The organism is Streptomyces sp. NPDC046335 (assembly GCF_055587985.1).
Genome location: NZ_JBVJFF010000015.1, coordinates 239,606 through 264,429, shown reverse-complemented (window position 1 = coordinate 264,429; position 24,824 = coordinate 239,606). Strand labels below are relative to the sequence as shown.

Here is a 24,824-nt window from a genome sequence, read left to right as displayed (position 1 = left end):
TTCACCACCAAGCCGAGCACGAAGGAATCGTCTTGAGCGAGCTGGTCTCCACCCGCATCCGCAACACGGCCGGCAAGCTGGGACTGCCCCACCTGACCGAGGCCCTGACCCAGTACGCCCAGCGGGCCGACGAGGCCAAGATGGGATACCTCGACTTCATCGACCTGGTCCTCTCCGAAGAACTCGCTGTCCGTGACGACCGCCGCTTCCGCACCGGCCTACGGATTTCGAAACTGCCTCACCACAAGACGCTGGACGACTACGACTTCTCATTCCAGCCCGAGCTCGACCCGCGCAAGGTCAAGGACCTCGCCACGTTGTCGTTCGTCGAGGCCAAGGCCAACGCCGCCCTGCTCGGGCCGCCGGGAGTGGGCAAGACACACATCGCCGTCGCTCTCGCGGTCGCGGCCTGCCGGGCCGGCTACTCGATCTACTTCACCAGCCTCGACGACATGGTCCGCAACCTCAAGACCACCGAGGCCGCCGGACGGCTGACCAGCAAACTCGGCAGCTATCTCCGGCCGGCCGTTCTCGTGGTCGACGAGGTGGGCTACCAGCCCCTCGAACGCGCGGAGGCCAACCTGGTCTGCCAGGTGATCTCAAAGCGCTACGAAAAGGGCTCGATCATCCTGACCTCGAACAAGACCTTCAGCCAATGGGGGCAGGTGTTCGGTGACGAGGCCCTCGCCACCGCCATCCTCGACCGCCTCCTCCACCACTGCGATGTCATCTCCATCAACGGCCCCAGCTACCGGCTCAAGAACCGGCTCGCTGCCATCGAACGCGACCGGGACGACGTAGCCTGACCAAGCTCCCCAGAGTTTTCACAGGTCAGTCCAGACATGTCCCTCGGAGTAGTCGTGCCAGCCCCGGAAATACCAGTTGGCAAGATCCCCGATTCGCTCGATGCAGTCAGCGAAGTAGGAATCGGGCGCCGGCTTGGGAAAGTTCGAGTGTGACGTCCACGACGGAACCCAGGCCGCGACCTCATAGAACCCCTCAGCGGCCCATCGATCGAGCTTCTCGTCGGACTGAGATCGCTCGCACGCGGCCCGCATTGCCTGTTCCAGGCGGGTGAAAGCCGCCGGGTCCCACTCCAGATCCCCACGCAGCCGCAGCAGGAAGCTCCCCTCCTCTGCGTCGAACTCCCGCCTCAGAACCTTGATGATCTCGTCCATGGCCGAGATCATGACAGCCCACGGAGAGACTTCCGACACTGCCCACGGCCAACCATCACGCCCGACCATCAAGCGGGGCACGCTTGCCTGTACTTGGCGGAGCACTCAGAGGAGTACGCCGACACTCGTGCTCGTCTGGGACAATTTGAATGTGCATCTGGATGCCCGGCTGCGTGCCTTCATCGCCGCCCACGACTGGGTCACCTCCTTCCAACTGCCGCCGTATGCACCCGACCTCAACCCGGTCGAAGGCACCTGGTCACTGGTCCGACGCGCGGGCCAGAACAACCTCGCCTTCACCGACCCCGACCACCTGATGGGCGCCCTGCGCCGAACCCTCCGCGAGATCCAATACCGCAGCGACATCATCGACGGATGCCTCACCGCGACCGGACTCACCCTGACGACACTCAGCCCGAAAGCTCAGTAGATGGCCTTCAGGGCTGATCGGGCGGGGCGTCCTGCAAAGACCAACCGTGGGCCGCCATGCACTCCTTCGTCCACTCCATCAGCAGATGCGCGCCCTCTTGGACGCGGCTTTCGTCATGACCGCCGCCGTCGGCGAACCACTGGACGAACAAGCCGGCCGCCGGGCGGTCGGCGTCGCCGGTGTCGCAGGCCGGGCACAGCTTTAGGTGGATCGGCCGCCCGTGCTCGTCGTTCTGCGGCGCCGCGCCGCTTGGCGGTGTGCCGCTGCTTGCGCGGGGCGTCCAGGTCCACCCGCAGCATCAGACTGCACGGTGGCTCCCCTTCCATGAACACTACGGCGTCGACAGCTTCTACTGCCGCCCTGGCCTGATCGGCGCCCACGAGAAGGGCAGGGTCGAGGGCGACATCGGCCGCTTCCGCCGCAACCACTTCGTCCCCGTCCCGGAGGTCGGCTCGCTGGCCGAGCTCAACACGCTGGTCGAGCGATGGGACGAGGAGGACGAAGCCCGCCGGATCCGGATGCGACCGCGCACGGTCGGTGGTATTTCGCCGTCGAGCAGCCGCTGCTGGCGCCCGCTCCCCACCGAGCCGTTCGACGCCGGACAAGTTATCGAGACCCGGGTGGACCGGCACAGCCGCATCCGGGCCCGCGCCGGTTTCTACTCGGTGCCGGCCCGCTACATCGAGCGCAGGGTCCGCATCGTGCTGCACGCCAACGGGCTGGCCGTCTACGACGGCGCCACCGAGATCGCCCGCCACGAGCGACTGGTCGCCAATGCCGGCGAGCGTCTCGAACTCGACCACTACCTGGAGACGCTGCTGCGCAAGCCGGGCGCCCTGCCCGGGGCGACCGTGCTGGAACCTGCCCGCCAGGCGGGCAGGTTCACCCCGATCCACGACGCGTGGTGGTCCGCTGCCCGCAGGATCCCGCGGTGACAAGGAAGGCACGAAGGCTCTGATCGAGGTGCTGCTCTTGCACCGTCGCATCCCGCACGAGCACCTGGTAGCAGGGCTCGCCGCATCCTTACGGGTGGGCGCACTGACTGCGGACGCCGTCGCCCTGGAGGCCCGCAGGCCGCCGAATCCGACGATGACTCCACCCCGGCCCAGCCCCAAGAGGCCTCTTCCGTGGCCTCGTTGTCGCAGCGCCGCCTCGCACACCTTCCGCCCGGTCTCCGGCCGTTGCCCTCGCCGGCCGTCTATGACCAGCTGCTGCACCGTCGTCCCGCCGCACCGAAGGAGTCGCTGCCGTGAATACTCCCAGCCGTCACCGGATGAGCGAGCAGGCGGCGGAGACCGCCGTGGTCGGCGCCTGCCGCATGCTGCGGCTGCCCACCATCCGTTCGAAGTTCCCCGACCTGGCCGAGCAGGCATCCCACGAGCAGATGTCCTACCTCACCTTCCTCGCTGAGCTGTTTGCTGGCCGAGTGCGATGACCGGGCCCGGCGTCGCTCCCAGCGCCGGATCAAGGCCGCTGCGTTTCCGAGGCAGAAGACGGTCAGGGAGTTCGACTTCGATGCCAACCCCAACATCGACCCTGCCGTGATCCACACCCTGGCCACCTCCGAGTGGGTGAAGAAGGCGCAGCCCCTCTGCCTGATCGGCGATTCCGACACCGGCAAGTCGCACCTGCTGATCGCGTTGGGAACCGAGGCCGCGATGGCCGGTTTCCGGGTGAAGTACACCCTGGCGACCAATCTCGTGAACGAGCTGGTCGAGGCCGCGGACGAGAAGCAGCTTCGCCCGCTACGGACGCGTCGATCTTTTGTGTACTGATGAGCTGGGCCACATGGAACTCGACCATCATGGCGCCGAGTTAATGTTCCAGGTACTGACCGAACGGGAGGAGAACAAGGCCATCGCCATCGCATCCAACGAGTCCTTCGGCGGCTAGACGAAGACCTTTACCGATCCCAGGCTCTGCACCGCGATCGTCGACCGGCTCACCTTCAACGGCACGATCATCGAGACCGGCACCGACTCCTACCGACTCGCCCACACCCGGAGCAAGGCCGGGCGGTCAGCCGATACCTGACCGCAGGGGGCACCGACGGCCTTCATCTGCGCACCTCGGACAACTCCCTGTGCGAGCTGCCCGTTGCGAACGGATCATCGTTGCGGAGGACGGGTGTCCGAGGTGACAATGCGTGGAGGTGCCGGGTGGTCATCCCGGCGAAGTGTTGGAGGCGCTGCTTGTGAACACCGCATCGCGGTGCGCCTCTCTGTGCGCGCCAGACGCTGACCACTTCGCTTCGCCCACCGGCTGACCTGCTTCGTTCGCGGTGGGCGCTTCCCCTTATGGGAGACCACCGTAGTGTCCGAAGACTTCGGGACGGTTGATCGCCGTCCTCTGGCAACGGTTCTTGCCGCCAACCTCCTTTCGATCACTGGGAATTGCCTCACGTACATGGGTGTGCCGTGGTTCGTGCTGCAGAGCACGGGCAGCGCCGCCAAGGCCGGGATCGCCGCGTTCTGCACACTGCTGCCTGCGGTACTCGCTGCGCTCGTCGGTGGTCCGGTCATCGACCGGATCGGGCGACGGCGGGTGAGTGTCGCCTCGGATCTCGCCTGCGGGATCGCCGTTGCGACGATCCCGCTGCTGCAGTTCGCCGGCGTCCTGCAGTTCTGGATGCTGTGCGTGCTCATGGCGGTGACAGGGCTGTTCCGTTCGCCGGGTGAAACGGCCCGCGGCGTGCTGTTGCCCACGCTCGCCGAACGCGCCGGAATGCCGCTGACCAGGGCTGCCGGGTTGTACGACGGTGCGGCACGCTGTGCGTCGCTGACGGGATCGGCTCTCGGAGGTGTGCTGATCGCCGGACTCGGAGCCGAGAACGTCCTGTGGGTGGATGCCGCGACCTTCGCCGTGGCGGCGCCACTGTTCGCGTTCGGAGTGCACAGCCTGCCCGAGGCACAAGCCCAGCGGCAGGTCGGCCCGACATCGTTGCGTGCCTACCGTCGTGAACTCGCGGAAGGCTATCGCTTCCTGGCAGCCACTCCGTTGCTGCTGAGCCTGTGCCTGATGACGCTGGTCACCAGGGCCCTCGACCAGGGATGGAGCGCCGTACTCCTCCCCGTGGATGCCCGTGTGGAGCTTGATGGCTCCATCGATCTCGGTCTGTTGAACGCGGCATTCGGGGTGTGCGCACTCGCGGGGGCGCTGGTCTTTGGGGCAGTGGGCAGCCGCTTTCGGCGGTGGCCAGTGTTCACGATCGCGTTTCTCATCGGGGGCCTGCCGCGCTTCGTGGTCGCCGCCTTCACCGACACCTTCGCGCCGCTGGCCGTGATCATGGCGATTGAGGGTCTCGCCTTCGGTGTACTCAACCCCATCATGGCCACAGTGACGTACGAGACGGTGCCGGAGGAACTGCGCAGCCGCGTGTTGAGTGCGACGACAGCCTCGGTCCAGCTGATCACTCCGATGGGCGGACTGGCTGCGGGCTTCCTCGTGGACTCGGCCGGCCTGCCCTGCACGCTGCTGACGGTTGGCGGTGTGTATCTGCTCGCCACGCTGTGCCCGTTGATCTTCCCGGTCTGGAGGCAGATGGACAGTACCGGCTCTTCCCACGACAGAGCGGAGGGCCCGCCGCCGCGTCTCTCGGGATCGAAGCAGATTTAGAGGCGCGGGCCACTTGTGCCTGGGCTGTCTTCCACCTGCGCACCACCGCCCGGAGCTGCCCGGCCGCCGCGACGATTGAACAAGACAGAACGGGCGGCACCGTGGTCATGATGCCGCCCGTTCCGTCGGTGCGTCACCAGAGCTTTCGTCGGCGCTCCCGGCGGCAGTGTTGCTGAAACTCACCGACATTCCAGACGCCGACCTCACTCAGTCGTTGCTGAAACTCACCGACAGGCGTTGCTGCCCGTCATCGACATACTCAGCCCGGACTTCACCCAGTCCCCTCCAAGAGAAGCAGTCGGCGCCCCCGGCCCCCTTGACCAGGTCTGTGACGTGCAGCTTTCGCGACCGCAGACCATCCCCAAGGTGTAGGGCAAGCCGCCGTATACGGCACCAACCGACGCGACTCAGGACGCGACTGAGGGCGTGACCTGTTCGGCAGGACTGCGAAGTGCGAGTGCCATGCCGGTAGTGCGGAAGACTGCCGCAATGAGCTCGCGCCGCCCGCTGGGCACCGGCCCCACAACGAGCACCAGGAGCACGGCGACCTCGACCGCCCCGCGGCTCCTGCCCGCCGAACGAGGTGAACCAGCGACCCGCCCGTCGGACAGCGTCGAGCACCAGGACGTGGCCGTGCACGAAGGCCGGCGAAACCTCGGGCCAGGCTTCGCTGCGACGCCAGAGAAGTAGTCGGCGTGGCCCTCGGTTTCATGGTCGATCGTGTCGGTTAGCCGTCACGTGGTGACGGCTGTGGCAACGGCCGTTCGGATGCATCACACGTCCCCGTCCGCGGTTTCCCTTCGCAGGCGCCACGCCCGTGTCCGGCACTTCGGCGAGTAGTACACCGCATCGGTCCGCTTGCGCAGGGACACATGCACGCCACACGCCGGGCACCGGCCCTGCGCCCACAGGACCTCGCCCCGAATGAGGCCCAGGCCATCGAGAGCCCGCCGGTAGATCTCCTCGTGCCGCTGCACGCGCCGCCAGTGCCGGCTGCGGCACGTCACATCGCAAAACCGCCGATTCGGCCCCGCCCCCTGAGGCAACGGCGCCCGGCACTGCGCGCAGCGACGCGTCTTCCTTGCTATCGCCTTAGCGTCCCGCCGATACCGCCCCGGCCGGAAGAGCACCGAGCCGCTCGGTGTCAGGCCAGCCCCGTCTGCCTGCGCGGGGTACTTTCCGGGGTCCGGTCAGTTGAGAACCTGCACTTCCCCGACGCGGACACCGACGGTGCTCTCGCGGGTCTCGGTCCACGAGCCGGACTCGGTACCGCCTCCGGTGACCTCCCAGGTGATGGCCCAGGACGACGTCGCCGTGACGGGGAACCGCTCGTCAGGCTGGCCGGCGCTGGTCTTCTGGTAGCGGTGCCCGCAGTCCGGGGACTCCCGCATCCCATACGCCTCCCGGTACATGGCGCCCGGGCCGTGGCAGACGATCCGGCCCGGATCGCCCGGGTCCTTCATGTCCCACACGATGCGCGAGACCTTCGCGGTCGCGGTGACGGTGACGCCGCCGGCGGTCGCGGTCGCCGACTGCGGCCCGTACGACGTCGGAGTGCGCGCGGCGTGCATCCACATCGGCACGCCCGCCACGTACTTGCCCGCCGCCCTCGGCGACTCGATCCGCGGGCCCTTCAGGGGCATCGAGTCCACCGCCTGGCGTGCCACGGTCTCCGGGTCGATGGCGGACCGGGGCCTGATCGCCTGCGGGGAGCCATACGACGCCCATGCGGCCGGTCTCGGGGCACATGACGCGGTAGACCGCGCCCTTGTCACCGCGGCGTTTGCCTTCCTTCACCGCGAGGTTGTTGGCAGGGGGCTGGGGGACGGCCTTCTCGTACACGCACTTCGACGCCGGGCCCCCGCCGCCGTCTTTGTCGCCGCGTTTGGCGGGCCGAGCAGCGTGGCCCGGACTGGCCGGGGCGCTGGCGGAGTCGCGGGCGCAGACGGTCACGATGACCGTGGAGGTGTCGCAGCCCGCCTTGCCCGACCCGCCGTCAGCAGCGGCGGGAGACACGCTCAGGGTCCCGGCCACGGCGGCCAGAGCGAGCGCGGCCGGGACCGCGCGGCGGCTCAGCACCGCTGGTCTCCGTGCGGGGTCTACTCGGTGACCAACCAGCCCTTGTCCCACCTCCCGACGGTGGCGGTGGCCTTGTAGCGGCGCGGCTGGTCCTTGGGCAGGGGCACGCTCTCGCCGCTGCCCACGCGCTTGGCCTTCCACCGGCTGACGTCCACGCAGTCGGTGACGGTCGCGGTGGGCTGCTTCGCGTCCAGGTCCAGCTTGTCGACGTCCGCGTCGTGGCCCAGGGAGCCGCCGCCGACGGTGCCGGCCTTCTTCATTGCGCGCACATCCAACTCGAACGTCGACAACGCGTTCAGCGCCGCATACTTCGACACCGCGGTGCCCTTGAGCGAGCCCTTCTCGTAGGCGGTCATCTGTGCCTCCCACATCGCGGCGTAGACGTCGAGCACCGCCAGCCTCTCCTTCGCCTGCGGGTCCTGGTCCCGGGCGGACGGCGTGGACGCGGGCTTGTCCGACGCCGCCTCACGGGCGGCGGGTAGCTGAGTGTCAGAAACCTTGCCGTCACCCTGGCTTGACGCGCTAGGCGGCCAGAGCGAGCGAGAGCGTGAGAGCACCGCACAGCGATGCCGCACGGCGCGTGGAGCGGGTCGTCACAAATCCCCCCGGGGGATGGAAGACAGCAGGTATGGCGATCACCATAACTCGGCGTGCCGGGAAGATCACAAAGGGTACGGACAGCAGGGATGTCCCACGTGTGACACAACAAGGAACCCCACACCTCGATGCCTTATCCCCAGGTCAGAGCATGTGACGTCACATCCCGGCCCGTCCAATGTCCCATCCGGTGTCACATCGGGCCTGCCTCACTTGCCAGCGGCAGCTCTCCTGTGGTCGGTGGGCTTGGATGACAAGGTCTGCACCCCTTGACCGGCCCCCTTGGCCGCTAGGTGGTCAAGGGGGCCCGGCCATGCGATCCACGGCAGCGAACCCAGCTCTGAGGGTCCCGTCAGATCTAACGGGGCCGTCTCCTCCACCACGGGCATACGTCGGTAGGGGACTTACCACGCCGGTCTGCGGGCAGGGCAAAGCGCTTACCACCGCAGGCCAGAGCCGGATCCCCCGTTGGGGAAGCCGACCAGACAGGGTTCTCCCGCCCAACCGCGCACACGCCCACCTCAGCTCGTGGGCGTCGAGCGGCGCGGCGGCGGGATCTGCGGCAGGAGGTCCCACAGCGGCCGCGAACCGGCCGCGCCCAGGTTGCCAACAGCTTCCGGTCGGCCAGGTGCATGCGCAACTGCCCGGCCAGCGGTGCGCAGCGGGTGGAGAAGCGGCCGTTGGTCACGACCAGGACGACGTCGGCTCCGTGGAGCTGGCGGGCGGTGCCGTTGACGCGCTGCAGATCGGGTGTGCCGACGGCTGTGCCCTGGGCTCCGTTCTTGCGGTGCTTGCACTGGATGACCCACGTGCGGCCCAGCGGATCGGTGGCCAGGACGTCCGCTGCATTGTCGCCGGCCCCGCCGACCTGGCGGGCATCGGTGCAACCGTCACGCCGCATCAGGTCGCGCACCGCGTACTCGAAGTCGCAGTGATGCAGGGCATCCAGTTACTCGAGCCGGTAGCGCAGGGTCTGCCGGTGCACGTCGACCCACGCGGCCTGCTGCTGCCCCTGGCGCAGCAGCAGGGCGCCCGTCCCGGCAGCCGCGAGCAGCAGCAGGATCAGCACCCACCAGTGCGTGAGCAACCAGGTGACGACGGCGTACACGAGGACGGCTGCCGCCAGGAGCAGCAGGAGCTGGGTCTGCTGTTGCTGCCGGCGTTTGGTCTGCCGTCGTCGGCGTCGGCGGGCGGGCGGGCAGCGCGTCACCGGGCACCGGCCCAGGGTGAGAATCGGATCGGGTAGGACACCGACGGCTGTGGTTTTGGTGTCGTGTCCTTCTTCCAGCCGGGAAAGCGCACCGGGTACACTGCCGTCGAGTCCGGCCGCGGCTTGTTCTCCCGCTTCGTGCCGCGAGGTGTCGTTGTTCGCGGCGTTTCCGCCGCCGACCACGATCACCGCCACTACCGCCAGGATCGCCCCCCCCCGGGCGCCCGCAGTCCACCGCGAGTGCCCCTGACCTTGGTCCCGTCCTTGCGCCGGTACGCATTCACCCAGGGCATACAGCCCTCCTCCCCCGCGGCCTCCCCGCCGAACTGCCATGCTGACAGCTACCACTGACAATCAGTCATTAAGCCTGAGCGCACAGTGATCGCGAAGAGAGATAGCGGACTACCGGGGCATGCCCTGTCGTCCGGGCCCGGGTGCGCCTGTGACCTGCGGCGACCAGGTCATCTGAGATGCCCGTCCGGTGAAAATCTCAATTGATCCGGCCCCGCACGCACGGGTGCCGGTTGTCGTCTCAAGTGATCTGGTGCGGCTCCGCGAATCTGGTCGACGCAGGCCAGCAGGGCTCGTACTCTTCGCGATGTGCCTGTACCCCGAAACTCCGATTCCTGGCAGCAGGTGAAGTCCCGCCAGGACTTCACTGCCTACCTTCAACTGCTGTCCGCAGACTGTGAGACCGCCTGCGACGGGCACGATCCCCACGCACCCGCAGCACGACGCTGGACCAACCGGTCCGTCGACGGCTTCCTCTGGGCCTGGGTTCGGCTTCTGGAAAACCGGCTCGACGGCACCGACCTGCTGCACGAAGAGGCTCCTGATCGGCCCGGGTGGCAGGGGCTGTCCTTTCAACTGGACACTCTCCGCACCGCGACGCCCGGCATTGACGGCGATCTCGCCGGTTCCGTCACCGAGCCGGACGAGGTGGGCAGTGCCCACGACCTGCGTCTGTATGCCGCGACGCTCGCTGTCGACTTCGCCCGCGACCGACGGGAAACGCAGGTGAAGACCAGCCGCGGTGAATGGGCCGGCGATGGAGGCAGTTGGGCGTACGGCACCCTGTACGACGTGCTCGAGGCCTGGGCCGCCTGGCTGGGCGCGGACACGCCGTTCCATGCCCGACTCGAACCGGTCACCTGGTGGTCAGTCGCCCACCAGCTCTCAGCCGCCCAGATATACGAGTAGCCCCGACGGACCCCGTCTGAGACGGCGAGCGAACCGGACCAGACCACATGAGACGGGGACCAGGTCGACTGCGACGAGTCAGCCGAATCCGGCAGCAGATGCGGACCGTAGTCGGGCCGGGAGCGGTGTCACGTCGTTGGACGTGAGGCCGAAATCTGGGGGTCGGCCCCGCTGTCGCAGGCCGAATCGGCAGCGTGACAGCCGGATCAGGGGGGCGTGACACCGAGCGTGACAGTCACCGTCGTTGATCGCGGGCGTCGGGCGGTGGCCTCTGACTCCGAGCTTGGACTGATTGCCAGTGAAGTTGGACAACCACTATCTTCCTGCCACTGAAGTCGGACCGTGGTTCTGGACAGGGGCGGCGGCAACGTATGTGGTTCAGGCGGAAGCGGGACACGAAGAGGCAGTTCACGAGCATCAGCGTCTCGCTCACTGGCGCGACCTTGAGCTGGCAAGCCCAAGAGACCGAGCACGCGCGAGCCCGGCAGATCCTGCGTCACCTGGAGAATCACCGGGTGCTTTACGACCCGCACAAAGACGAGTTCTTCGAAGCGGTTGTCGAGTCGGCTGATCGTCTGCGCTCCTACCTGAGCGAGCAGATCCCCCGCTGCGAATCCGTCGGACCGGAGCCACCCGTACGTGGAAAGGCGCGTGGAACGCGAACAAAGCCCTCACCGCCCCCGATGGCAACCCTCTCGCCCCGAGAAGCCAGCTCTGGGCCACCCACACCGGCGGCCACCAGCAGATCGGCTGCATCTACACCGCCCAAGCGGCCACGTAGCCGTTCTTGGTCCGTCCCAACCAGACGACGCCGCCCGACTGCGCCGTGAACGTAACCAGATCCGCTTGTTGCGACTCGTCGCTTATCCGCTCGCACCCATCCGGCAGTCGTCCGGCTCCTCGCGGCTCCCAACGGCCATCCACACACGTGCGAAATGGCGCGGACAAGGTCGTCCACGCGCCGGCGTCGGCGAAGCAGCCAACATTGTGGTCGGCGCCGAACTGGGGTTGCCCGCCTGGCGGAAGCCGGTCGATATCGTCGTCGACACCCAAGCCCATCTCCCACCCGATCACAGGGTCGTCGCTGATGCGCAGGCGCGTCGCGGCGCACTCGACGCCATCGAAGTGCTCGTCGAAGAACTCGTACGGGCCCGCCGTCCACGCGATCTCTACTCGGTAGACGCCTGGGGGAATACGCACCGCCAGCTCCCGCGGAGGCCGAGTCGGCACCCCTCGCTCGTATCTCCAGACGTCCTCGTCGTCCCACGGCGCATCGACAACAAGACGGCCGCTGGGTACACGCATGATGGTCACCTCCTCGATGCTGGTCACGACGACGGGCGTCGTCGGATCGTCGTACACCGTCCCCAGGTGAGCGCCGGGCGTGAAAGCCGTCTCCAGGTACCAGGTGGCCTCAGACCCGGCTGCCAGCCGCTCGTCCCCGACCCACTTCATGGCTCACCCCTCCTCGCCGCCCGCATGGACGGTCAACCGAAACGTACGTGGGCCCACTGACATCGGCACTTCTCGCATCGTTCTCGAGCGCAGGCTGCCGGAGCACCTTTGCAATCGAACGCTATCCTCACGCTCCGCGACCGCTCCCCAAGATCTGTGCCAGAACCGAGAAACGACAGCGCCAGTGCACTCCGCCGTCGCAGAGCCGCGACTCGGGAAGTCGCGACGTCACCCTGAGTAGCTGTGCATCGTGTCTCCGTGGCATCCGGTCGAGCCTCCGCGAAAACTCGTTGGCGAGCCACGGCCGACCACTGTTAGCCTCCCGGAGGCCGTGCGAGAGATCGAGGAGGTGGTACCCGTGAACGCAGTATCGACATGGGTGCTCCCCTCCGGGGTCACGGTCGGGCGATAGGTCGTCCGGGAGCGCCACTGTGAGCACTCCCGAAAGGCACGACCATGCGATTCACGTCTGAGCAACGGTTCGATGACGGCGTCCTCGAACGCGAATTCACCCTGGGTGAGATCCCCGGCATCCTGTGGACGCCCGCAGCGGCCTCCGTATCCGTACCGGCGCCGCTGATCCTGCTCGGCCACCCTCCTCTCGGGCTGCGCAAGATGTACCCCCGGTTGGTGGCCCGAGCCCGGCACTGTGCGGCGGACGGCTTCGCCACAGCCACCATCGAGCTCCCCGGAAGCGGCGACCGGCCCCGCCTGCCCGCCGCCGAGCAGGCCCGCGCCGACCTGCGCCGGGCGATGGAGGCCGGCGAGCCGGTGAGCGACGAGATCGTCGACGCCCTCATCCTCCCGCTGGTCGACAAGGCTGTCCCGGAATGGCAGGCCGCCCTGGACGCGCTCCTGTCGCTGCCCGAGATCGGCGGCCCGGTCGGGTACTCGGGGGGAGTGATCTCCATCGGCGTCCGGCTGGCGGTGGTCGAGCCGCGCATCGCGGCCGCCGTTCTGTTCGCCGGGAGTTTCATTCCTCGCGCCATGTTCGAGGAGGCCCGCCAGGTCACGATTCCTGTGCACGTCCTGCTGCAGTGGGACGACGAAGGCAACGACCGGCAGGCGGCCCTGGACCTGTTCGACGCCTTCGGCTCCAAGGAGAAGACCCTGCACGCCAATATGGGCGGGCACACCGGCGTCCCACAGTTCGCGGGGCACGCCGCGGGCCAGTTCCTCACCCGACATCTGAAGTGAGACCGGGCCGTCAGACCGGCAGCAGACGGTAGCTGCTGTCGGCCGGTATGCCGTTCAACGAGGACAGGGCCCGGCCCTCCGCAGCTCTCTCCGTCGCGGGCCCCTGCTGGACTCTCAGCAGGGGCCCGTGCTGAACTCTCAGCGCGGGCCCGTGCTGAACTCTCAGCGGGGGCCAGTGCTGCCCAAAGTCATGAACTGTTCGATTTCTGCAGAGCTCCGAGTGCTGCCCAAACTCGTACACAGGTGCTGTCGGTTCTCGGTTCTGGCACAGATCTTGGGCTCTGTCGCTGATTTGGTGGTGCGCCCGGCTGCGGGCGGGTGGGCATCACCTGGGTGTGAAGGATCCAGTGAGCTTCGCTGACGTACTTCTGCCGGGTGCGAGCGTGGAGGTCGAGAGGGTGGTCCTCGGGGAATCCGAGGTCCGACTCTTCGTGCGGTCTCCGGCGGGCTCGGCCGTCTGCCCGGCATGCGGGCGGAGATCCTCTCGGGTGCACTGCTACTACCCGCGGTCTCTCGCGGACCGCCCTGTCGCCGGCCGACGGGTGCTGCTCGATCTGCGGGCACGTCGTCTCGTGTGCAGCAACGACCGCTGCACACAGCGGACGTTCGCCGAGCAGGTCCCGGCCCTGACCCGCCGATACGCACGCCGCACGAACGCCCTCACCGCTCAGCTCACCGACATCGCCCTGTTCCTGGGCGGACGTCCAGGAACGCGTCTGTCCGGACGCATGGCCATCACCACGAGCAAGGACTCCCTACTCCGTCCCATTCGTGCACTGCCCGACCCGCCGTCGCGGCCCGTTCCGTGCCTGGGCGTCGATGAATTCGCCATACGCCGCGGTCGCACCTACGCAACGATCCTCATCGACATGAACACTCACCGCCCCGTCGATGTTCTCGTGGACCGGGCAGCGCACACCTTCGCCACCTGGCTGAGCGATCACCCCGAGGTACGGACCGTCTGCCGCGACCCGTCCCGCTACCGCATCTGACCGTCCGACGCGTCACCAACTGGATCATGCGACGGCCCGAACGGCTCACCGACACCGAACGCAAATACCTCACCGAACTGTGCGAACGCAGCCCCGCCTTGGCCACAACCACCGACTACGCCCAGCGTCTGGCCACACTGGTACGCGAACGCCGCAACGAGCACCTGGCCCTCGACGTCTGGCTCGCCGACGTCCGCCTCGACGGAAGAGAACTCCGCACCCTGGCCGCCGGCATCCGGCGCGACCGAGCAGCCGTCCTCGCGGCCCTGACCACCACCCTCACCTCCGGAGCGGTCGAAGGCAATGTCACCAAAATCAAATTACTGAAGAGACAGATGTACGGCCGGGCCAACTTCGACCTCCTGCGACGCCTCATCCTCCTCTCGCCGTGATCCACCAGGCGGCATCCTCAAATCAGCGACAGAGCCCAAGATCTGTGCCATAACCCAACTCTCGTGAACATCAGCGAGCCAGTCGATCACCAACTGCCTCCCAGACTGCTGAACAAACGCTGCCGCTTGAAGCGAACGAAGCCAGTCCATGACGTGGGCAAATACAGCCGCCGTCAATCAGCATGCGTCCGTGCCGAGATGCGTAAGCGAGGAGGACACCGATCTGGCAGTTCTCCGTCCGGCCGGCGGTTCCGAAGTACTGACGCTGCAAGCCGGTGTCGTCCACGATCAGGACAGCATCACGGTCACCGAGGTACTCAACGACGTAGTCGCGTATGTCGTCCAGGATCTCATCGGCGTCCCACTCGATCCGGTTCAGCAGCCGATGCATACGGTCCGGCGCGGCATGACCTGCCTGTCCTGCCAGCATCCAGCCGTTCTTCCGCTCCAACGCAGCGATCAACCCCTGCACATAAGCAAGCGCCGACTCCCGTGGCTCACACCGGTTGAACCGGTGCACGAACCGCCCGTGCACAGCTTCCACTGCACTCGCCCACACACGCACACCAGCAAAGTCCCCGCCCATAACCACATCAACGAACTACCTGACGACCAGTCACAACAGACACCATTGCAGTACTAGACCGTGTCCTACGTGGGCGAGGCGGTCGTTGACTCTGGTACGGGACGGGGAACTTGGAGTTGGATCGTTCCGGACGGTTGGATCGTTCCGGACGGGTTGTGGGAGATCGCGAAGCCGCTGACCCCGCCGTCGAGGGTGCGTCCGCAGGGCGGCGGGACGCAGGACACGCCTGATGAGACGCTGTTTGCGGCGATCGTCTACGTGCTGGTGAGTGGTTGCGCCTGGCGGGCTTTGCCGCCCTGCTTTGGCATATCGAAGTCGACCACGCACCGCCGGTTCGTGATCTGGTCCAGAGCCGGGACCTGGGGCCGGCTGCACGAGGCCGTACTGCACCGGCTGCATGACGCCGGGCTCGTGGATGTCAACCGCGTTGTCCTGGAGACCGCGCACGTCCGCGCTAAAAAGGGGGCGAACACGCAGGTCCGAGTCCCGTGGACCGGGGCAAGCCGGGTTCCAGGATGCACATCCTGTCGGATGCGAACGGCCTGCCCCTCGTCGTTGGCATCTCGGCCGGCAACGTCCACGACAGCGAAGGGCTGAGCCCATGGTCGAGGGCCACCAAACGCAAAACGACCCCTACCGCGGCCGGTACTTCAAGGCCAAGAGGCTGCACGCAGACAAGGCATACGACACCCCCCTGCGGAAATGGCTATGGAGTAAGCACATCGGCGTGCGCATCGCCCGCAAGGGAATCGAGTCCAGCGAACGGCTCGGCCGCCGCAGGTGGATGATCGAGCGGACCATGTCCTGGCTGTCGGGCTACCGGCGCCTCAGCCCCCGCTATGAACGCAATCCCCGCAACTACCTGGCCCTTCTCGGACTCGCCGCAGCCCTGTGCTGCTACAAACGACTCGTCCGCCTCACCACGTAGGACACGGTCTCAGACGATGCGTGACGGTGGATGCTGTCCAGTGACTTGTATCCTGCGGCGAGGAGGAACCGTGGAGCGGCACGACGGGATCATCGACATCGATTACCGCCACTTCTACGCCACCGAGCGGGTGGAGAGCGGCATCGAGGGCCTCGACGAGAAACCCGACTTCGCCAGCGGCCGTCCGGTACTGCTTACCCCCGGCCAGTTGACGGTGTGCAGCTGCGTGCAGTCCCACTACGCGCCGGTGGCACTGATCAGCACCGGACCGGACGAGAGCCTCCCGGAGCTCGGGGAGGGCTGGGCGCTGCTGGACACAGTGGAGTACCGACCGGTGTACGGCGGGCGGATGGAGCTCTGGGGATGTACCACCGGGCCCTCCAATCCAGCCGTCCATCTGAAGGTGCCGACCTCGCGCACCCACACGGTGCGGGTGTACGCCAAGGGCCGGGAGCACGCCAACCAGCGGTTCGTGGAGGGCCTCGGCAGGGACGAAGTCCTCCACGAAGGACTGGAGGAGTACGTGATCGTCTTCACGCCCGCCGGGTGGCAGGAGCCGCCACAGCCGGACGGGGAATTGCTGCGTGATCCGTTCCTGCTGGACCCCAGTACTGGACGGCGCAGAGTGCTCCGTCCAAATGAGCAGGCGGCACGGGAAGCCGCCAGGCGGTCGATGGCAACCGAGCGCCAGGCAGACAAGCCCGATGCGAACGCCGGCCTCTAGCCGCCCCTGCCCCCGAGCCAGTCAAACGTCCCTGAGATTCGGTCAAGGTTCAGTGAGACAGGACAGCGGGACCGATCCCGGCGGTTACGCTTCGCTGTCCCATCTCGATGGATCTGGTCCCTGTCCCAGATGACTGGTTCGATGTGCTTCTGGTCTCAGGTGTTGTGGTTCGGCGACGTGTGACCGAGCACATGGAACGCGGCGCATTCACCCCGCGATGCGCTCCGGCAGCGGCTGCGTGGCCCTCGCCCCGACCAGTCGGTCTGAGCTGTTTGTCGGAGATCAGCAGCTGCCTCCGAGGAGTCCCGCCACGTTGTCTGCCGCAGCGGACGTCGAGCGGCTTGGGTTCAGCTCGGCGGCGCATCGTCGATCAGTGCCTGCTCCGCCGAGCTCAGCTTGAGCTCGGCGGCCTGGGTCGAGTCCTGGATGGATGCCGGGCGACTGGCTCCCGGCACCGGGATCATTGCCGGGGAGCGGGTGAGCAACCACGCCAGGGCGATCTGCTGCGGGCTGACACCCCGTTCGGCTGCGATGTGGTGGAAGGCGGTGCCCGCGGAGGTCGGGCCCGACGGGCCGTCGAGAGAGCTACGGGCGATGCCGCCCAGTGGGCTCCAGGGCAGGAAGGCCAGGCCCAGCTCCGTACTCAGCCGCAGTTCGGGCTCGCTGCCGCGCACGGCGACGGAGTACTGGTTCTGGACGGAGACGAGCCCGTCGCCAAGGATCGCGTGCGCCTCGCGGATCTGGGCAGTGTTCACATTGGAGATCCCGGCGGCGCGGATCGTGCCGGCGTCGATCAGTTCGAGCAGTGCGCCGACGGAGTCGGCCCATGGCACGGCCGGGTCCGGCTTGTGCAGTTGGTAGAGGCCGATGGCCTCGACGCCCAGTCGCTTCCGGGATGCCTCGGCGGCGCGCTTGAGATGTCCGGGAGTACCGGTGACCGTCCAGCTGCCGTCGCCGGGCCGGCCGCGGCCGCCTTTGGTGGCGACGAGGACGCCGGAGGTGTCGCTGCCGTAGCGGGCGAGGGCGCGGGCGATGAGAAGTTCGTTGTGGCCCCTCTCGTTGGCGTGCCAGTGGTAGCTGTCGGCGGTGTCGATGAGTGTGACGCCCGCGTCGAGGGCGGCGTGGATGGTGGCGACGGCCCGTTCCTCGTCCGGTCGTCCCTCGATGGACAGCGGCATGGCGCCCAGGCCGACGGCGCTGACGGTGGTCTTCCCGATGGTGCGGTATTGCATGGTGGGTCAGTTCCTCAGGTGGCTTGGGCGACGGATGCGTTGAGGGCTTCGGCGACGGCGCTGGGCAGCCAGTCGGTGGTGCGGGAGAAGGAGAAGCCCAGTTCCTTCGCACGAATGTTGCTCATGGCGTAGTGGCGGTCGAAGGAGAAGGGCGAGGCCGCCTCTCCCGCGGCGATGGTCCGGTACACGGGTTCCCGGCCAGTCTGCGCGGCGATGACGGCGGCCAGGCCGCGTACGTCGAGCAGTTCGTCGGAGCAGGCGTTCACCGGGCCGGTGAAGTCGGTGGCCGTGGCCGCCCACAGCAGCAGGTCCGCCAGCTCCTCGTAGTGGATGAAGACCGTGGGCAGCGCCTCGGCGTGCACGGCGATCTCCGTGCCCTGGCCGATGCGCTCGATGTAGTGCTCCAGGCGGCCGGTGAACTCCTGCACGCCGCCGCCGAGTACATGGGCGCTGCGCACGGAGGCGAACGCGAAACCGCCGTCCCGGGTGTAGACGGCCTCCGCCTGGCGCTTGCCCTCGGCGTAGTGGGCATCCAGGTACGCCGCGTCGTGCCAGGGCAAGTCCATCCGCACCAGCCAGGCGGCGGGGTCCACGATGTCTTCCGGCACAGGCGTGCCGTACCGGACGGCGGGTAGTGCGGCGGTCGTCGGGTCGTACACCTCGATCGTGGACGTCATGACGTACCGCGCGGTGCGGCCGCGCAAAGCGCGGGCGGCGATGGCGGCCTGCACGGGGGTGTAGCAGACCTGGTCGACGACCACGTCGAAGGTGCGGGAGCCGAGGGCGGCGGCCAAGGCGGCCTCGTCGTCGCGGTCGGCGACAAGATGCTCGACACCGGGAAGTGGCGGGGTGGAGCCGCGGTTGATCACCGTCACCTGGTGCCCGACGGCCAACAGGCGCTGGACCAGGAGCTTTCCGAAGTACCGGTTGCCGCCGATGACACAGATTCTTTGCATGCCCCCATCGTGAGGATCTACTGTCACCAGTAGAAGTGCCGACTTACTGGATACGTGTTAAGGAATACTGTTGATCGATGTGCAGCGCCTTCGCGTACTGCGGGCAGTGGCGGAGCACGGCAGCTTCAACAAGGCGGCAGCAGCCCTCCACCTCACCCCCTCGGCAGTCTCCCAGCACGTTGCAGTCTTGGAGCGCAGCCTCGGGGCGCAGGTCGTAGCGCGCAGCACGCGCGGGGTCACCCTCACCCAGGCCGGTCGGATCATGGTCCAGGCCGCCGAGTCGGTCACAGCAGAGCTTGCGCACGCACAACAGCAGGTCGACCGGCTCGGTACGGGACGCACGCAGCTCACCGTCGCCACGTTCACCAGCGGCGGCAGGCTCCTGCTGCCCGGCGCCGTCCCCCGGCTGACGGCAGCCCATCCCGACACCGTGCTCCATGTCAGGGAGGCTGAGCCTGAAGACAGCCTGCCTCTGGTCCGCCAGGGCGCCGTGGACCTCGCACTCGCCTATCACTTCGACGGCCCGCTGCCCGGTCAGGTGAGCCAGAACTCCAGCATGCAGTGGACTGCGCTCTTGAAAGACCCCTTGCGCGTCGTGCTGCCCGAGAGCCATCGACTGGCCGACCGCGCTCTGCTCGACATCGCCGAGCTGGCGGCCGAGCCCTGGGTGCTCGGCTGCCTCAAGACAGAGGCATATCTGCGGCGCTACGCGGGGCGCGCCGGCTTCAAGCCGGAGATACGCGGCACGACAACCGACTACTTCTTCGCGCGCTCGCTCGTCGCCGCAGGCATGGGGATCTCACTGATCCCCTCCATCGCGCTGGCCCCGGATGTGCCAGGCGTGCTCACTGTCCCGATCAAGGAGCCGGGTCCGACTCGGCACATCGGCGTTGCCACGATCACCCGCCGCCGCGACCACCCACAGCTCGCGACCCTGATCAAGACTCTCCAGGAGCAGGCAGCAGCAGTGGACGACACCTGACCGCGGGCCAGGTCCGGCTCCTCACAGCCCTGGCCATGGCCACCCAGTCGTGACATCAGTGCAAAGCCGTGGAGAGGAACCAGATCAACCGAGACACCACCCAGCATCCGCGCATTCGGGTCCAGGTCGACTGAGATTCCAGACGGACCCGCATCTCAAGCTTTCTGGTCGACCCAAGCCGGAGCCTCTCCCACAGACCAGATCAACTGAGATGGGACATCCGCATCCGAATCCGGCGGGGGTGTCACGTTGTCTGGTGGAGCCGAAAACCGGGGGCGGGCCTCGTGATCACGGGCCCGATGGGCAGCGTGACACCCCAGCGTGACAGCCGGATCGAGGGCGCGTGACACGTGGGCGTGACAGTCCGACGGTCACCATCGGTGATCAGCGGGCAGGGTGAGCGCGGGTGAGGGTCCCGTGGCACGTGAAGTTGGACTGTCTGCCATCAAAGTTGGACCGCTCAGCACTAGGCGCTGTTTCTCGGACCATGTGCGGAGCCAGATGGTGAGTGCTGCGCGGGTGACGGTGCCGAGGTAGATGTAGGCCCGCTTTTCGTAGCATGTGGCGACGCCGCGGAAGCCCTTCAAGCGGTTGATGGCCCGTTCGACGGTGTTGCGCTTCTTGTAGTGCTCGCTGTCGAATCCGGGGGGCCGGCCGTCCGCCAGGAGCTTCGCGTGCTGGTCCATCCGTCCTCGATTGATCTGTCCAGCCGCACTCTGCGGTTCCTGACGGGGCAACTGACCGTGAGGCGGCAGGAGAACGGGACGCGGTGGCGACGCCTGTCCGCCGCACGTCAGGCCCTGCTCGCTCTGGCTCATCTGCGGTGCGGTGACACCTACGCCCAGCTCGCCGCCGGGTTCGGCATCGGGATCGCCACCGTCTACCGCTACATACGGGAAGCCGTCGAGGTCGTGTCCACCCTCGCCCCGACCCTGACCGAGGCGATGAAGACCATCCGGGCGAGGGCGTTCGTCATCCTCGACGGCACCATGCTGCCCATTTACCGCATCGCCGCCGACACCCCGTACTACTCCGGGAAACACAAACGTCACGGCATGAACGTCCAGATTCTCATCGATCCGTTCGGCGTCTGCTGTGGGCCCCGCCGGCGTTGCCCGGCTCGACCCGCGACCTCACCGCCGCCAGGCAGCACGGGACCATCGACGCCCTGGCCGATGCGGGACCCAAATGCTGGGCCGACAAGGCGTATCAAAGCGCCGGCGGACCCGTCCGCGTCCCGTTCCCAGGCCGCCGACTCAAACGATAGAAGCGTCGCCCGCATCACCAACGTGGTGAAGGCCGTCCTCGTCCTTCACCACGCATCAGGGTGAGGTTGGAAGGAGCTCCTTGTCTCGAAAGAACGCCCTGGCTACGGGGTCGGTGACTCAGCAGGGCGCTCAGGGGAACTCGCGGGATGCCGCACACCTGTCCGACGAGCAGGTGAGGTTCCTGGGCGTCGATGGCCGGCGCGAGCTGCGCCGAGCTCAGCAGGGTCTGAGCTGCGAAGGGGTGCCGGTAGGCATTGGGGCCCGGACGCTCGGGATCATCAGGCAGCACCCAGTGCACCCCCAGGCCCACGACCGCAGGGTGCTCGATGGCCCGTACCGGTTCGGGGACCGACGTGGCGCCCGAGAACACCGCCCGTCAACTGCAGGCCGCCCGCGAGCCTGCGAACAAGGAGGACAGGGGTGAGGTCTGAAACGTCGGCGGGTACAGCGGGTAAGTGGCAGACGATCACGATGCCGCGCAACGGCAGGCCCGATCGGGCCGGTTATCCGGCTTCGGGCCGAGCGGCAGCCGATGCGTCGTCTGCTCGGCGGCGTCGGTAGTACGCGACGGTGAGGATCGCCAGGAGCGGGCCCCAGGCGAGGAGCGGGGCGTATGTCGTCCACAGCGCCCAGGCGGCCGGACCGCTGGTAGGGAAACCGTCGCCGTTCTCGTTCATCGGCTCCACGAAACCGAATACCTGGTTCAGCACGGCGTACGCGCAGAGCATCATGATCAGCGTTGCCCCGAGTGCGGCCGGAATGACCACCGCCGGGATCGGGATCCGTCTACCGTGCAGCCGCGGCATCCAAGGCGGGACGGCTTCGCCCCACGGCCGCACCAGCCCGAGGGCGAGCAGCGCGAGTCCTTCGGAGACCACGGACAGCGCGATCACGTACGGGCTTTCCCACACCGCCCAGTGGTAGTCCGCGTCGTAGCCGGCCAGGCCCAGCACCAGCGCGACACGCCATAGCCCAGACGGCAGGACACACAGCGGGATGGCATGGGCCACCCGGACCGCCCAGCGGGGAACGGGCTCGACGGGGTTGCTGCCGACCGGCGCGCCGGCTGACACCTCGGCGGCTGCTGTGTCCCTGGCATGCGTGGTCATACGTGCCCTCCCCCGGCGAGATCCGACGTTGTCGATCTTCGCGTGCGGGGTGGGTGCTCAGCATCCGCCGCCGGGTTGAGCTGGATCCGCCGTCGGGCTGAGCTGGTAGGCGACGAGAGGGTGACACCGCCGACGCCTGCACGAGCGGATTTCCTCCAGTAGCCCGCGCGATGGTGTCGTCAAACGATGGCGAGCTCAAGCGGTCAGCCCATCACTGCTCTTCAGGAGGTCAGCGTAGACCTCTGCCGGGGTGCGGTAGCCGTGGGTCTTGCGCGGACGGTGGTTGAGTTCGTGAGCGATGGCGTCCAGGTCGGCCTGGCTGAACGCGCGGAGGTCGGCGCCCTTGGGGAGGTACTGCCGAAGCAGCCGGCTGGTGTTCTCGTTGGTGCCGCGCTGCCACGTGCTGCGCGGCTTGCAGAGGTAGATCGGCATCCTGGTCTCGGTGGTGACGGCCTGGTGCTCGGCGATCTCCCGGCCGCGGTCCCAGGTGAGCGTCCGCCGCAGGTGGGGTGGGATGCCGAGAAGGCTCCTGGTGAGGTGTGGGGTGACCTGCTGGGCCTTGATGCCGTCCGGCAGCGCGACGATGGCCGTGTAGCGGCCGGTGCGCTCGACCAGCATGGCGACCGCCGAGGGCCTGGTGCCCATCACGAGGTCGCCCTCCCAATGGCCGGGACCTTCCGGTCCTCGACCTCGGCGGGGCGGGCGGTGATGGACACCATGCCGCGGATGATGCCCCGCCCGGTAGGCCGACGGGCGATCTTCGGGCGGCGCATGGGCCGGGCTGACCGCAGGCACTGAGTGAGGCTGCGGTCGATTGCCTGGCGGCGACGAGGGTCGTAGAGCGAGAGGTCGATCGCTTCGTGCGAGATCTGCATGGCGGTGTCGCCAGGGAACTGGTGTCGCAGCCATCCTGCGATCTGATCGGGAGACCAGCACAGAGTGAGCTTCACCTCCACCAGGGCGCGCAGAGCCGGTCGTTGGGGCGAGCTGGCCTACTTGGGCCGGCGCCCGCGCGCGTAGGCGGCCTCGTCGGCGGATGCGGCATGGTAGCGGTCCCGGCCTCCGTTGCGGGCGATCTCGCGGGAGACGGTCGAAGGTGAATCGGCCCAGCTGCTTGGCCAAGCAGCTGGGCCGATTCGCCGGCGGTGATACCGCGGGATATCTCTTCGCTCTCGCTGCCGATCAGATGCCGCTTTGCCGCTCTGATCGCTGCCGCGGGGCGAGACGGACGCCGCCGCTCTGGTGCAGGAACCGGCGGGCGTTCTGCATCGGCGCCCCGAGCGCCCGACCGAACAAGCTGAACGATTGCCCCTCGCACCAGCGTCTCCAAATCTCACCCTGCTGAGCCGGCGAAAACCTTTAGTCACGCACCTGTGCCTCCACGATCACATGATCATCTGTGGATGGTGCGTTGATCACTTGAGGGTGCCCCCGTTTGTCGAGGCGGCGGAGAGGATGACATCGACCAGTTGGTCCGCCGCGCCGGGGTGGCCATGTTGGCGGGCTCTGTCGGCGATCGTGGTGCGGTACTGGGGGTCGGTGAGCAGCGGAGCCAATGTGTCTTGGAGGGCGTCGGCGGAGACGGTGTCGAGCAGGGCGAGTGCGGCTCCGGCCTGGGTGAGGTAGCGGGCGTTGTGGGTTTGTTCGTTGCCTGCGGACGTTGCAAGGGGGACGAAGAGGGCGGCTTTGCCGAGCGCGGTGATTTCGGCGATGGTGCCCGCGCCGCTGCGGGAGACCACTACATCGGCCAGGTCGAGGACGTCCGGCAGCTCCCATGAAGCCGGTCAGGTCATAGCGCGCGCTCAGGGCGGGGGCGAGTGTGGCAGCGTGTCGACGCAGGGTGTCGACGTGGTCGGGGCCGCACTGGTGAATGACATTGGCCTGGTCCAGCAGCCACGCGAGCGATCCGCCGATGAGCTCGTTGATCTGCTTCGAGCCCTGGGCCCCGCCGGTGACGTACACGGTGGGCAACCGGCGGTCGAACTCATACAGGCGCAGCGCGTCGATGGCCTTGTCGGCTCGGCCGGTGAAGACTGCGGGCCGTACCGGGTTACCGGTGATCACCGCGGCGTTCCGGACCGCTTCGGGCAAGAGCGGGATCGTGGCGGGAGAGGAGACGGCAACGCGGGTCGCTGAGCTGGCCAGGCGGGCGTTGGCCAGGCCGAGGCGGACGGTCTGCTCGTGCAGGACGAGCGGTCGGCGGCACATGCGGGCCGCCAGCCCGCCGGGCACGGCGACGTAGCCGCCGGTGGCCAGGACCACGTCCGGCCGGAAGTCGTTGATGAGCTTGCGGGCCTGGACCACGCCGAGCGGGACGCGGGCCATGTCTGCGATGTTCGCCGGGGAGGCCAGCTTCAATGGGTTCTTGGAGCGGCGGATCTTGCCGGTGGCAACCGGTGCGAACGTGATGCCCTCACTCGGTGCCACGCGGGCTTCCAGGCCCTCGGCGGTCCCGATCCACAGGACTTCCAGTGGCGGTCTTCCGGCTGCCGTCAAGCGGCTCTGAAGCGTGCTGATGGCGGTGAGTCCGGGGTAGGTGTGCCCGCCGGTCCCTCCGCCCGTGACGACCAGGCGGAAGGGCCTGCTCGCGTCCGCTGGCAGGTGCGGACGGAGGGTGTCATTGTTCACCAGGATGATCCTCATCTATCGCTTGCGAGCTGCGTGCTCAACGATCCGGACACGTCTGAGGACACC

Annotated in this window: 18 protein-coding genes and 9 pseudogenes; 14 read left to right on the top strand and 13 right to left on the bottom strand. The window is 67.6% G+C overall.

The features are described 5' to 3' along the window. Window positions 1–32 precede the first annotated feature (32 nt). Window positions 33–806 carry an IS21-like element helper ATPase IstB gene (gene istB / locus ACZ6JY_RS33405; protein ID WP_469201977.1) on the top strand — a complete coding sequence of 258 codons (774 nt, stop codon included), beginning with the start codon at window positions 33–35 and terminating at the stop codon, window positions 804–806. A gap of 18 nt (window positions 807–824) precedes the next feature. On the opposite strand, the gene ACZ6JY_RS33400 is transcribed toward istB (ACZ6JY_RS33405), so the two are convergent. Then, window positions 825–1,178 (bottom strand): hypothetical protein, encoded by a 354-nt coding sequence (locus ACZ6JY_RS33400; protein WP_469201957.1) that lies wholly within the window; start codon window positions 1,176–1,178, stop codon window positions 825–827. A 124-nt stretch (window positions 1,179–1,302) separates the two neighbouring features. Between ACZ6JY_RS33400 and ACZ6JY_RS33395 the strand changes: the two are divergent. Next, window positions 1,303–1,608: pseudogene (locus ACZ6JY_RS33395) on the top strand (transposase); the annotation flags it as partial. Between the two features lie 7 nt (window positions 1,609–1,615). On the opposite strand, the pseudogene ACZ6JY_RS33390 reads toward ACZ6JY_RS33395, so the two are convergent. Further along, window positions 1,616–1,843, bottom strand: a pseudogene (locus ACZ6JY_RS33390) (DUF6300 family protein); the annotation flags it as partial. A 22-nt stretch (window positions 1,844–1,865) separates the two neighbouring features. On the opposite strand from ACZ6JY_RS33390, the gene ACZ6JY_RS33385 reads away from it, so the two are divergent. The 3 genes and pseudogenes from ACZ6JY_RS33385 to ACZ6JY_RS33375 all read left to right on the top strand — a co-directional run bounded on the left by ACZ6JY_RS33385 (window position 1,866) and on the right by ACZ6JY_RS33375 (window position 5,223). Further along, a complete protein-coding gene (locus ACZ6JY_RS33385) occupies window positions 1,866–2,543 on the top strand; it encodes a Mu transposase domain-containing protein (protein WP_469201955.1) in 678 nt (225 codons plus the stop codon). A 338-nt stretch (window positions 2,544–2,881) separates the two neighbouring features. Next, window positions 2,882–3,642: pseudogene (gene istB, locus ACZ6JY_RS33380) on the top strand (IS21-like element helper ATPase IstB). A gap of 279 nt (window positions 3,643–3,921) precedes the next feature. After that, window positions 3,922–5,223 carry an MFS transporter gene (locus ACZ6JY_RS33375; RefSeq protein ID WP_469201953.1) on the top strand — a complete coding sequence of 434 codons (1,302 nt, stop codon included), beginning with the start codon at window positions 3,922–3,924 and terminating at the stop codon, window positions 5,221–5,223. Between the two features lie 1,190 nt (window positions 5,224–6,413). Here the strand turns inward: ACZ6JY_RS33375 and ACZ6JY_RS33370 are convergent. From ACZ6JY_RS33370 to ACZ6JY_RS33360, 3 genes and pseudogenes are all read right to left on the bottom strand, one after another. Then, entirely contained in the window at window positions 6,414–6,890 is a 477-nt protein-coding gene (locus ACZ6JY_RS33370; protein WP_469201951.1) for an ATP/GTP-binding protein, read from the bottom strand. A 432-nt stretch (window positions 6,891–7,322) separates the two neighbouring features. Further along, window positions 7,323–7,694, bottom strand: coding sequence for a hypothetical protein (locus ACZ6JY_RS33365; RefSeq protein ID WP_469201949.1), 372 nt, complete (start codon window positions 7,692–7,694; stop codon window positions 7,323–7,325). A 726-nt stretch (window positions 7,695–8,420) separates the two neighbouring features. After that, window positions 8,421–9,034: pseudogene (locus ACZ6JY_RS33360) on the bottom strand (restriction endonuclease). 675 nt (window positions 9,035–9,709) lie between these two features. On the opposite strand from ACZ6JY_RS33360, the gene ACZ6JY_RS33355 reads away from it, so the two are divergent. After that, window positions 9,710–10,309 carry a hypothetical protein gene (locus ACZ6JY_RS33355; RefSeq protein ID WP_469201947.1) on the top strand — a complete coding sequence of 200 codons (600 nt, stop codon included), beginning with the start codon at window positions 9,710–9,712 and terminating at the stop codon, window positions 10,307–10,309. Window positions 10,310–11,065: 756 nt separating this feature from the next. On the opposite strand, the gene ACZ6JY_RS33350 is transcribed toward ACZ6JY_RS33355, so the two are convergent. Then, window positions 11,066–11,764, bottom strand: coding sequence for a DUF4241 domain-containing protein (locus ACZ6JY_RS33350; protein ID WP_469201945.1), 699 nt, complete (start codon window positions 11,762–11,764; stop codon window positions 11,066–11,068). A gap of 456 nt (window positions 11,765–12,220) precedes the next feature. Between ACZ6JY_RS33350 and ACZ6JY_RS33345 the strand changes: the two genes are divergently transcribed. The 4 genes and pseudogenes from ACZ6JY_RS33345 (at window position 12,221) to ACZ6JY_RS33330 (ending at window position 14,345) form a co-directional block, all read left to right on the top strand. Further along, window positions 12,221–12,961, top strand: a complete 741-nt coding sequence (locus tag ACZ6JY_RS33345) for a dienelactone hydrolase family protein (RefSeq protein WP_469201943.1) — start codon at window positions 12,221–12,223, stop codon at window positions 12,959–12,961. 335 nt (window positions 12,962–13,296) lie between these two features. Then, a pseudogene (locus tag ACZ6JY_RS33340) lies at window positions 13,297–13,533 on the top strand (transposase family protein); the annotation flags it as partial. Next, window positions 13,534–13,953, top strand: coding sequence for a transposase (locus ACZ6JY_RS33335; protein ID WP_469201975.1), 420 nt, complete (start codon window positions 13,534–13,536; stop codon window positions 13,951–13,953). It begins immediately after the preceding pseudogene. Continuing rightward, window positions 13,890–14,345 carry an ISL3 family transposase gene (locus ACZ6JY_RS33330; RefSeq protein ID WP_469201973.1) on the top strand — a complete coding sequence of 152 codons (456 nt, stop codon included), beginning with the start codon at window positions 13,890–13,892 and terminating at the stop codon, window positions 14,343–14,345. The genes ACZ6JY_RS33335 and ACZ6JY_RS33330 overlap by 64 nt, the downstream gene beginning before the upstream one ends. A gap of 143 nt (window positions 14,346–14,488) precedes the next feature. Here the strand turns inward: ACZ6JY_RS33330 and ACZ6JY_RS33325 are convergent. Beyond that, window positions 14,489–14,931 (bottom strand): annotated as a pseudogene (locus ACZ6JY_RS33325) (IS701 family transposase); the annotation flags it as partial. Between the two features lie 69 nt (window positions 14,932–15,000). Here ACZ6JY_RS33325 and ACZ6JY_RS33320 point away from each other — a divergent pair. Both ACZ6JY_RS33320 and ACZ6JY_RS33315 read left to right on the top strand, forming a co-directional pair. Then, window positions 15,001–15,859: pseudogene (locus tag ACZ6JY_RS33320) on the top strand (IS5 family transposase). A gap of 70 nt (window positions 15,860–15,929) precedes the next feature. Next, window positions 15,930–16,583, top strand: a complete 654-nt coding sequence (locus tag ACZ6JY_RS33315; protein ID WP_469201941.1) for a hypothetical protein — start codon at window positions 15,930–15,932, stop codon at window positions 16,581–16,583. Between the two features lie 347 nt (window positions 16,584–16,930). On the opposite strand, the gene ACZ6JY_RS33310 is transcribed toward ACZ6JY_RS33315, so the two are convergent. Together ACZ6JY_RS33310 and ACZ6JY_RS33305 are read right to left on the bottom strand one after the other, a co-directional pair. Then, window positions 16,931–17,815, bottom strand: coding sequence for an aldo/keto reductase (locus ACZ6JY_RS33310; protein WP_469201939.1), 885 nt, complete (start codon window positions 17,813–17,815; stop codon window positions 16,931–16,933). 14 nt (window positions 17,816–17,829) lie between these two features. Beyond that, complete coding sequence (locus ACZ6JY_RS33305) at window positions 17,830–18,771, bottom strand: NAD-dependent epimerase/dehydratase family protein (protein WP_469201937.1); 942 nt, start codon at window positions 18,769–18,771, stop codon at window positions 17,830–17,832. A 70-nt stretch (window positions 18,772–18,841) separates the two neighbouring features. On the opposite strand from ACZ6JY_RS33305, the gene ACZ6JY_RS33300 reads away from it, so the two are divergent. Beyond that, window positions 18,842–19,753, top strand: coding sequence for a LysR family transcriptional regulator (locus ACZ6JY_RS33300; RefSeq protein WP_469201935.1), 912 nt, complete (start codon window positions 18,842–18,844; stop codon window positions 19,751–19,753). Window positions 19,754–20,124: 371 nt separating this feature from the next. Here ACZ6JY_RS33300 and ACZ6JY_RS33295 read toward each other — a convergent pair whose 3' ends face one another. After that, complete coding sequence (locus ACZ6JY_RS33295) at window positions 20,125–20,439, bottom strand: hypothetical protein (protein ID WP_469201933.1); 315 nt, start codon at window positions 20,437–20,439, stop codon at window positions 20,125–20,127. Between ACZ6JY_RS33295 and ACZ6JY_RS33290 the strand changes: the two are divergent. Then, window positions 20,428–21,005 (top strand): annotated as a pseudogene (locus ACZ6JY_RS33290) (transposase family protein); the annotation flags it as partial. The gene ACZ6JY_RS33295 and the pseudogene ACZ6JY_RS33290 sit on opposite strands and share 12 nt — an antisense overlap. Before the next feature lie 519 nt (window positions 21,006–21,524). On the opposite strand, the gene ACZ6JY_RS33285 reads toward ACZ6JY_RS33290, so the two are convergent. From ACZ6JY_RS33285 to ACZ6JY_RS33275, 3 genes and pseudogenes are all read right to left on the bottom strand, one after another. Further along, a complete protein-coding gene (locus ACZ6JY_RS33285; RefSeq protein WP_469201931.1) occupies window positions 21,525–22,130 on the bottom strand; it encodes a hypothetical protein in 606 nt (201 codons plus the stop codon). 195 nt (window positions 22,131–22,325) lie between these two features. Continuing rightward, a complete protein-coding gene (locus ACZ6JY_RS33280) occupies window positions 22,326–23,039 on the bottom strand; it encodes an IS30 family transposase (RefSeq protein WP_469201971.1) in 714 nt (237 codons plus the stop codon). Between the two features lie 506 nt (window positions 23,040–23,545). Then, window positions 23,546–24,773: pseudogene (locus tag ACZ6JY_RS33275) on the bottom strand (UDP-N-acetylglucosamine--N-acetylmuramyl-(pentapeptide) pyrophosphoryl-undecaprenol N-acetylglucosamine transferase). Window positions 24,774–24,824 lie beyond the last annotated feature (51 nt).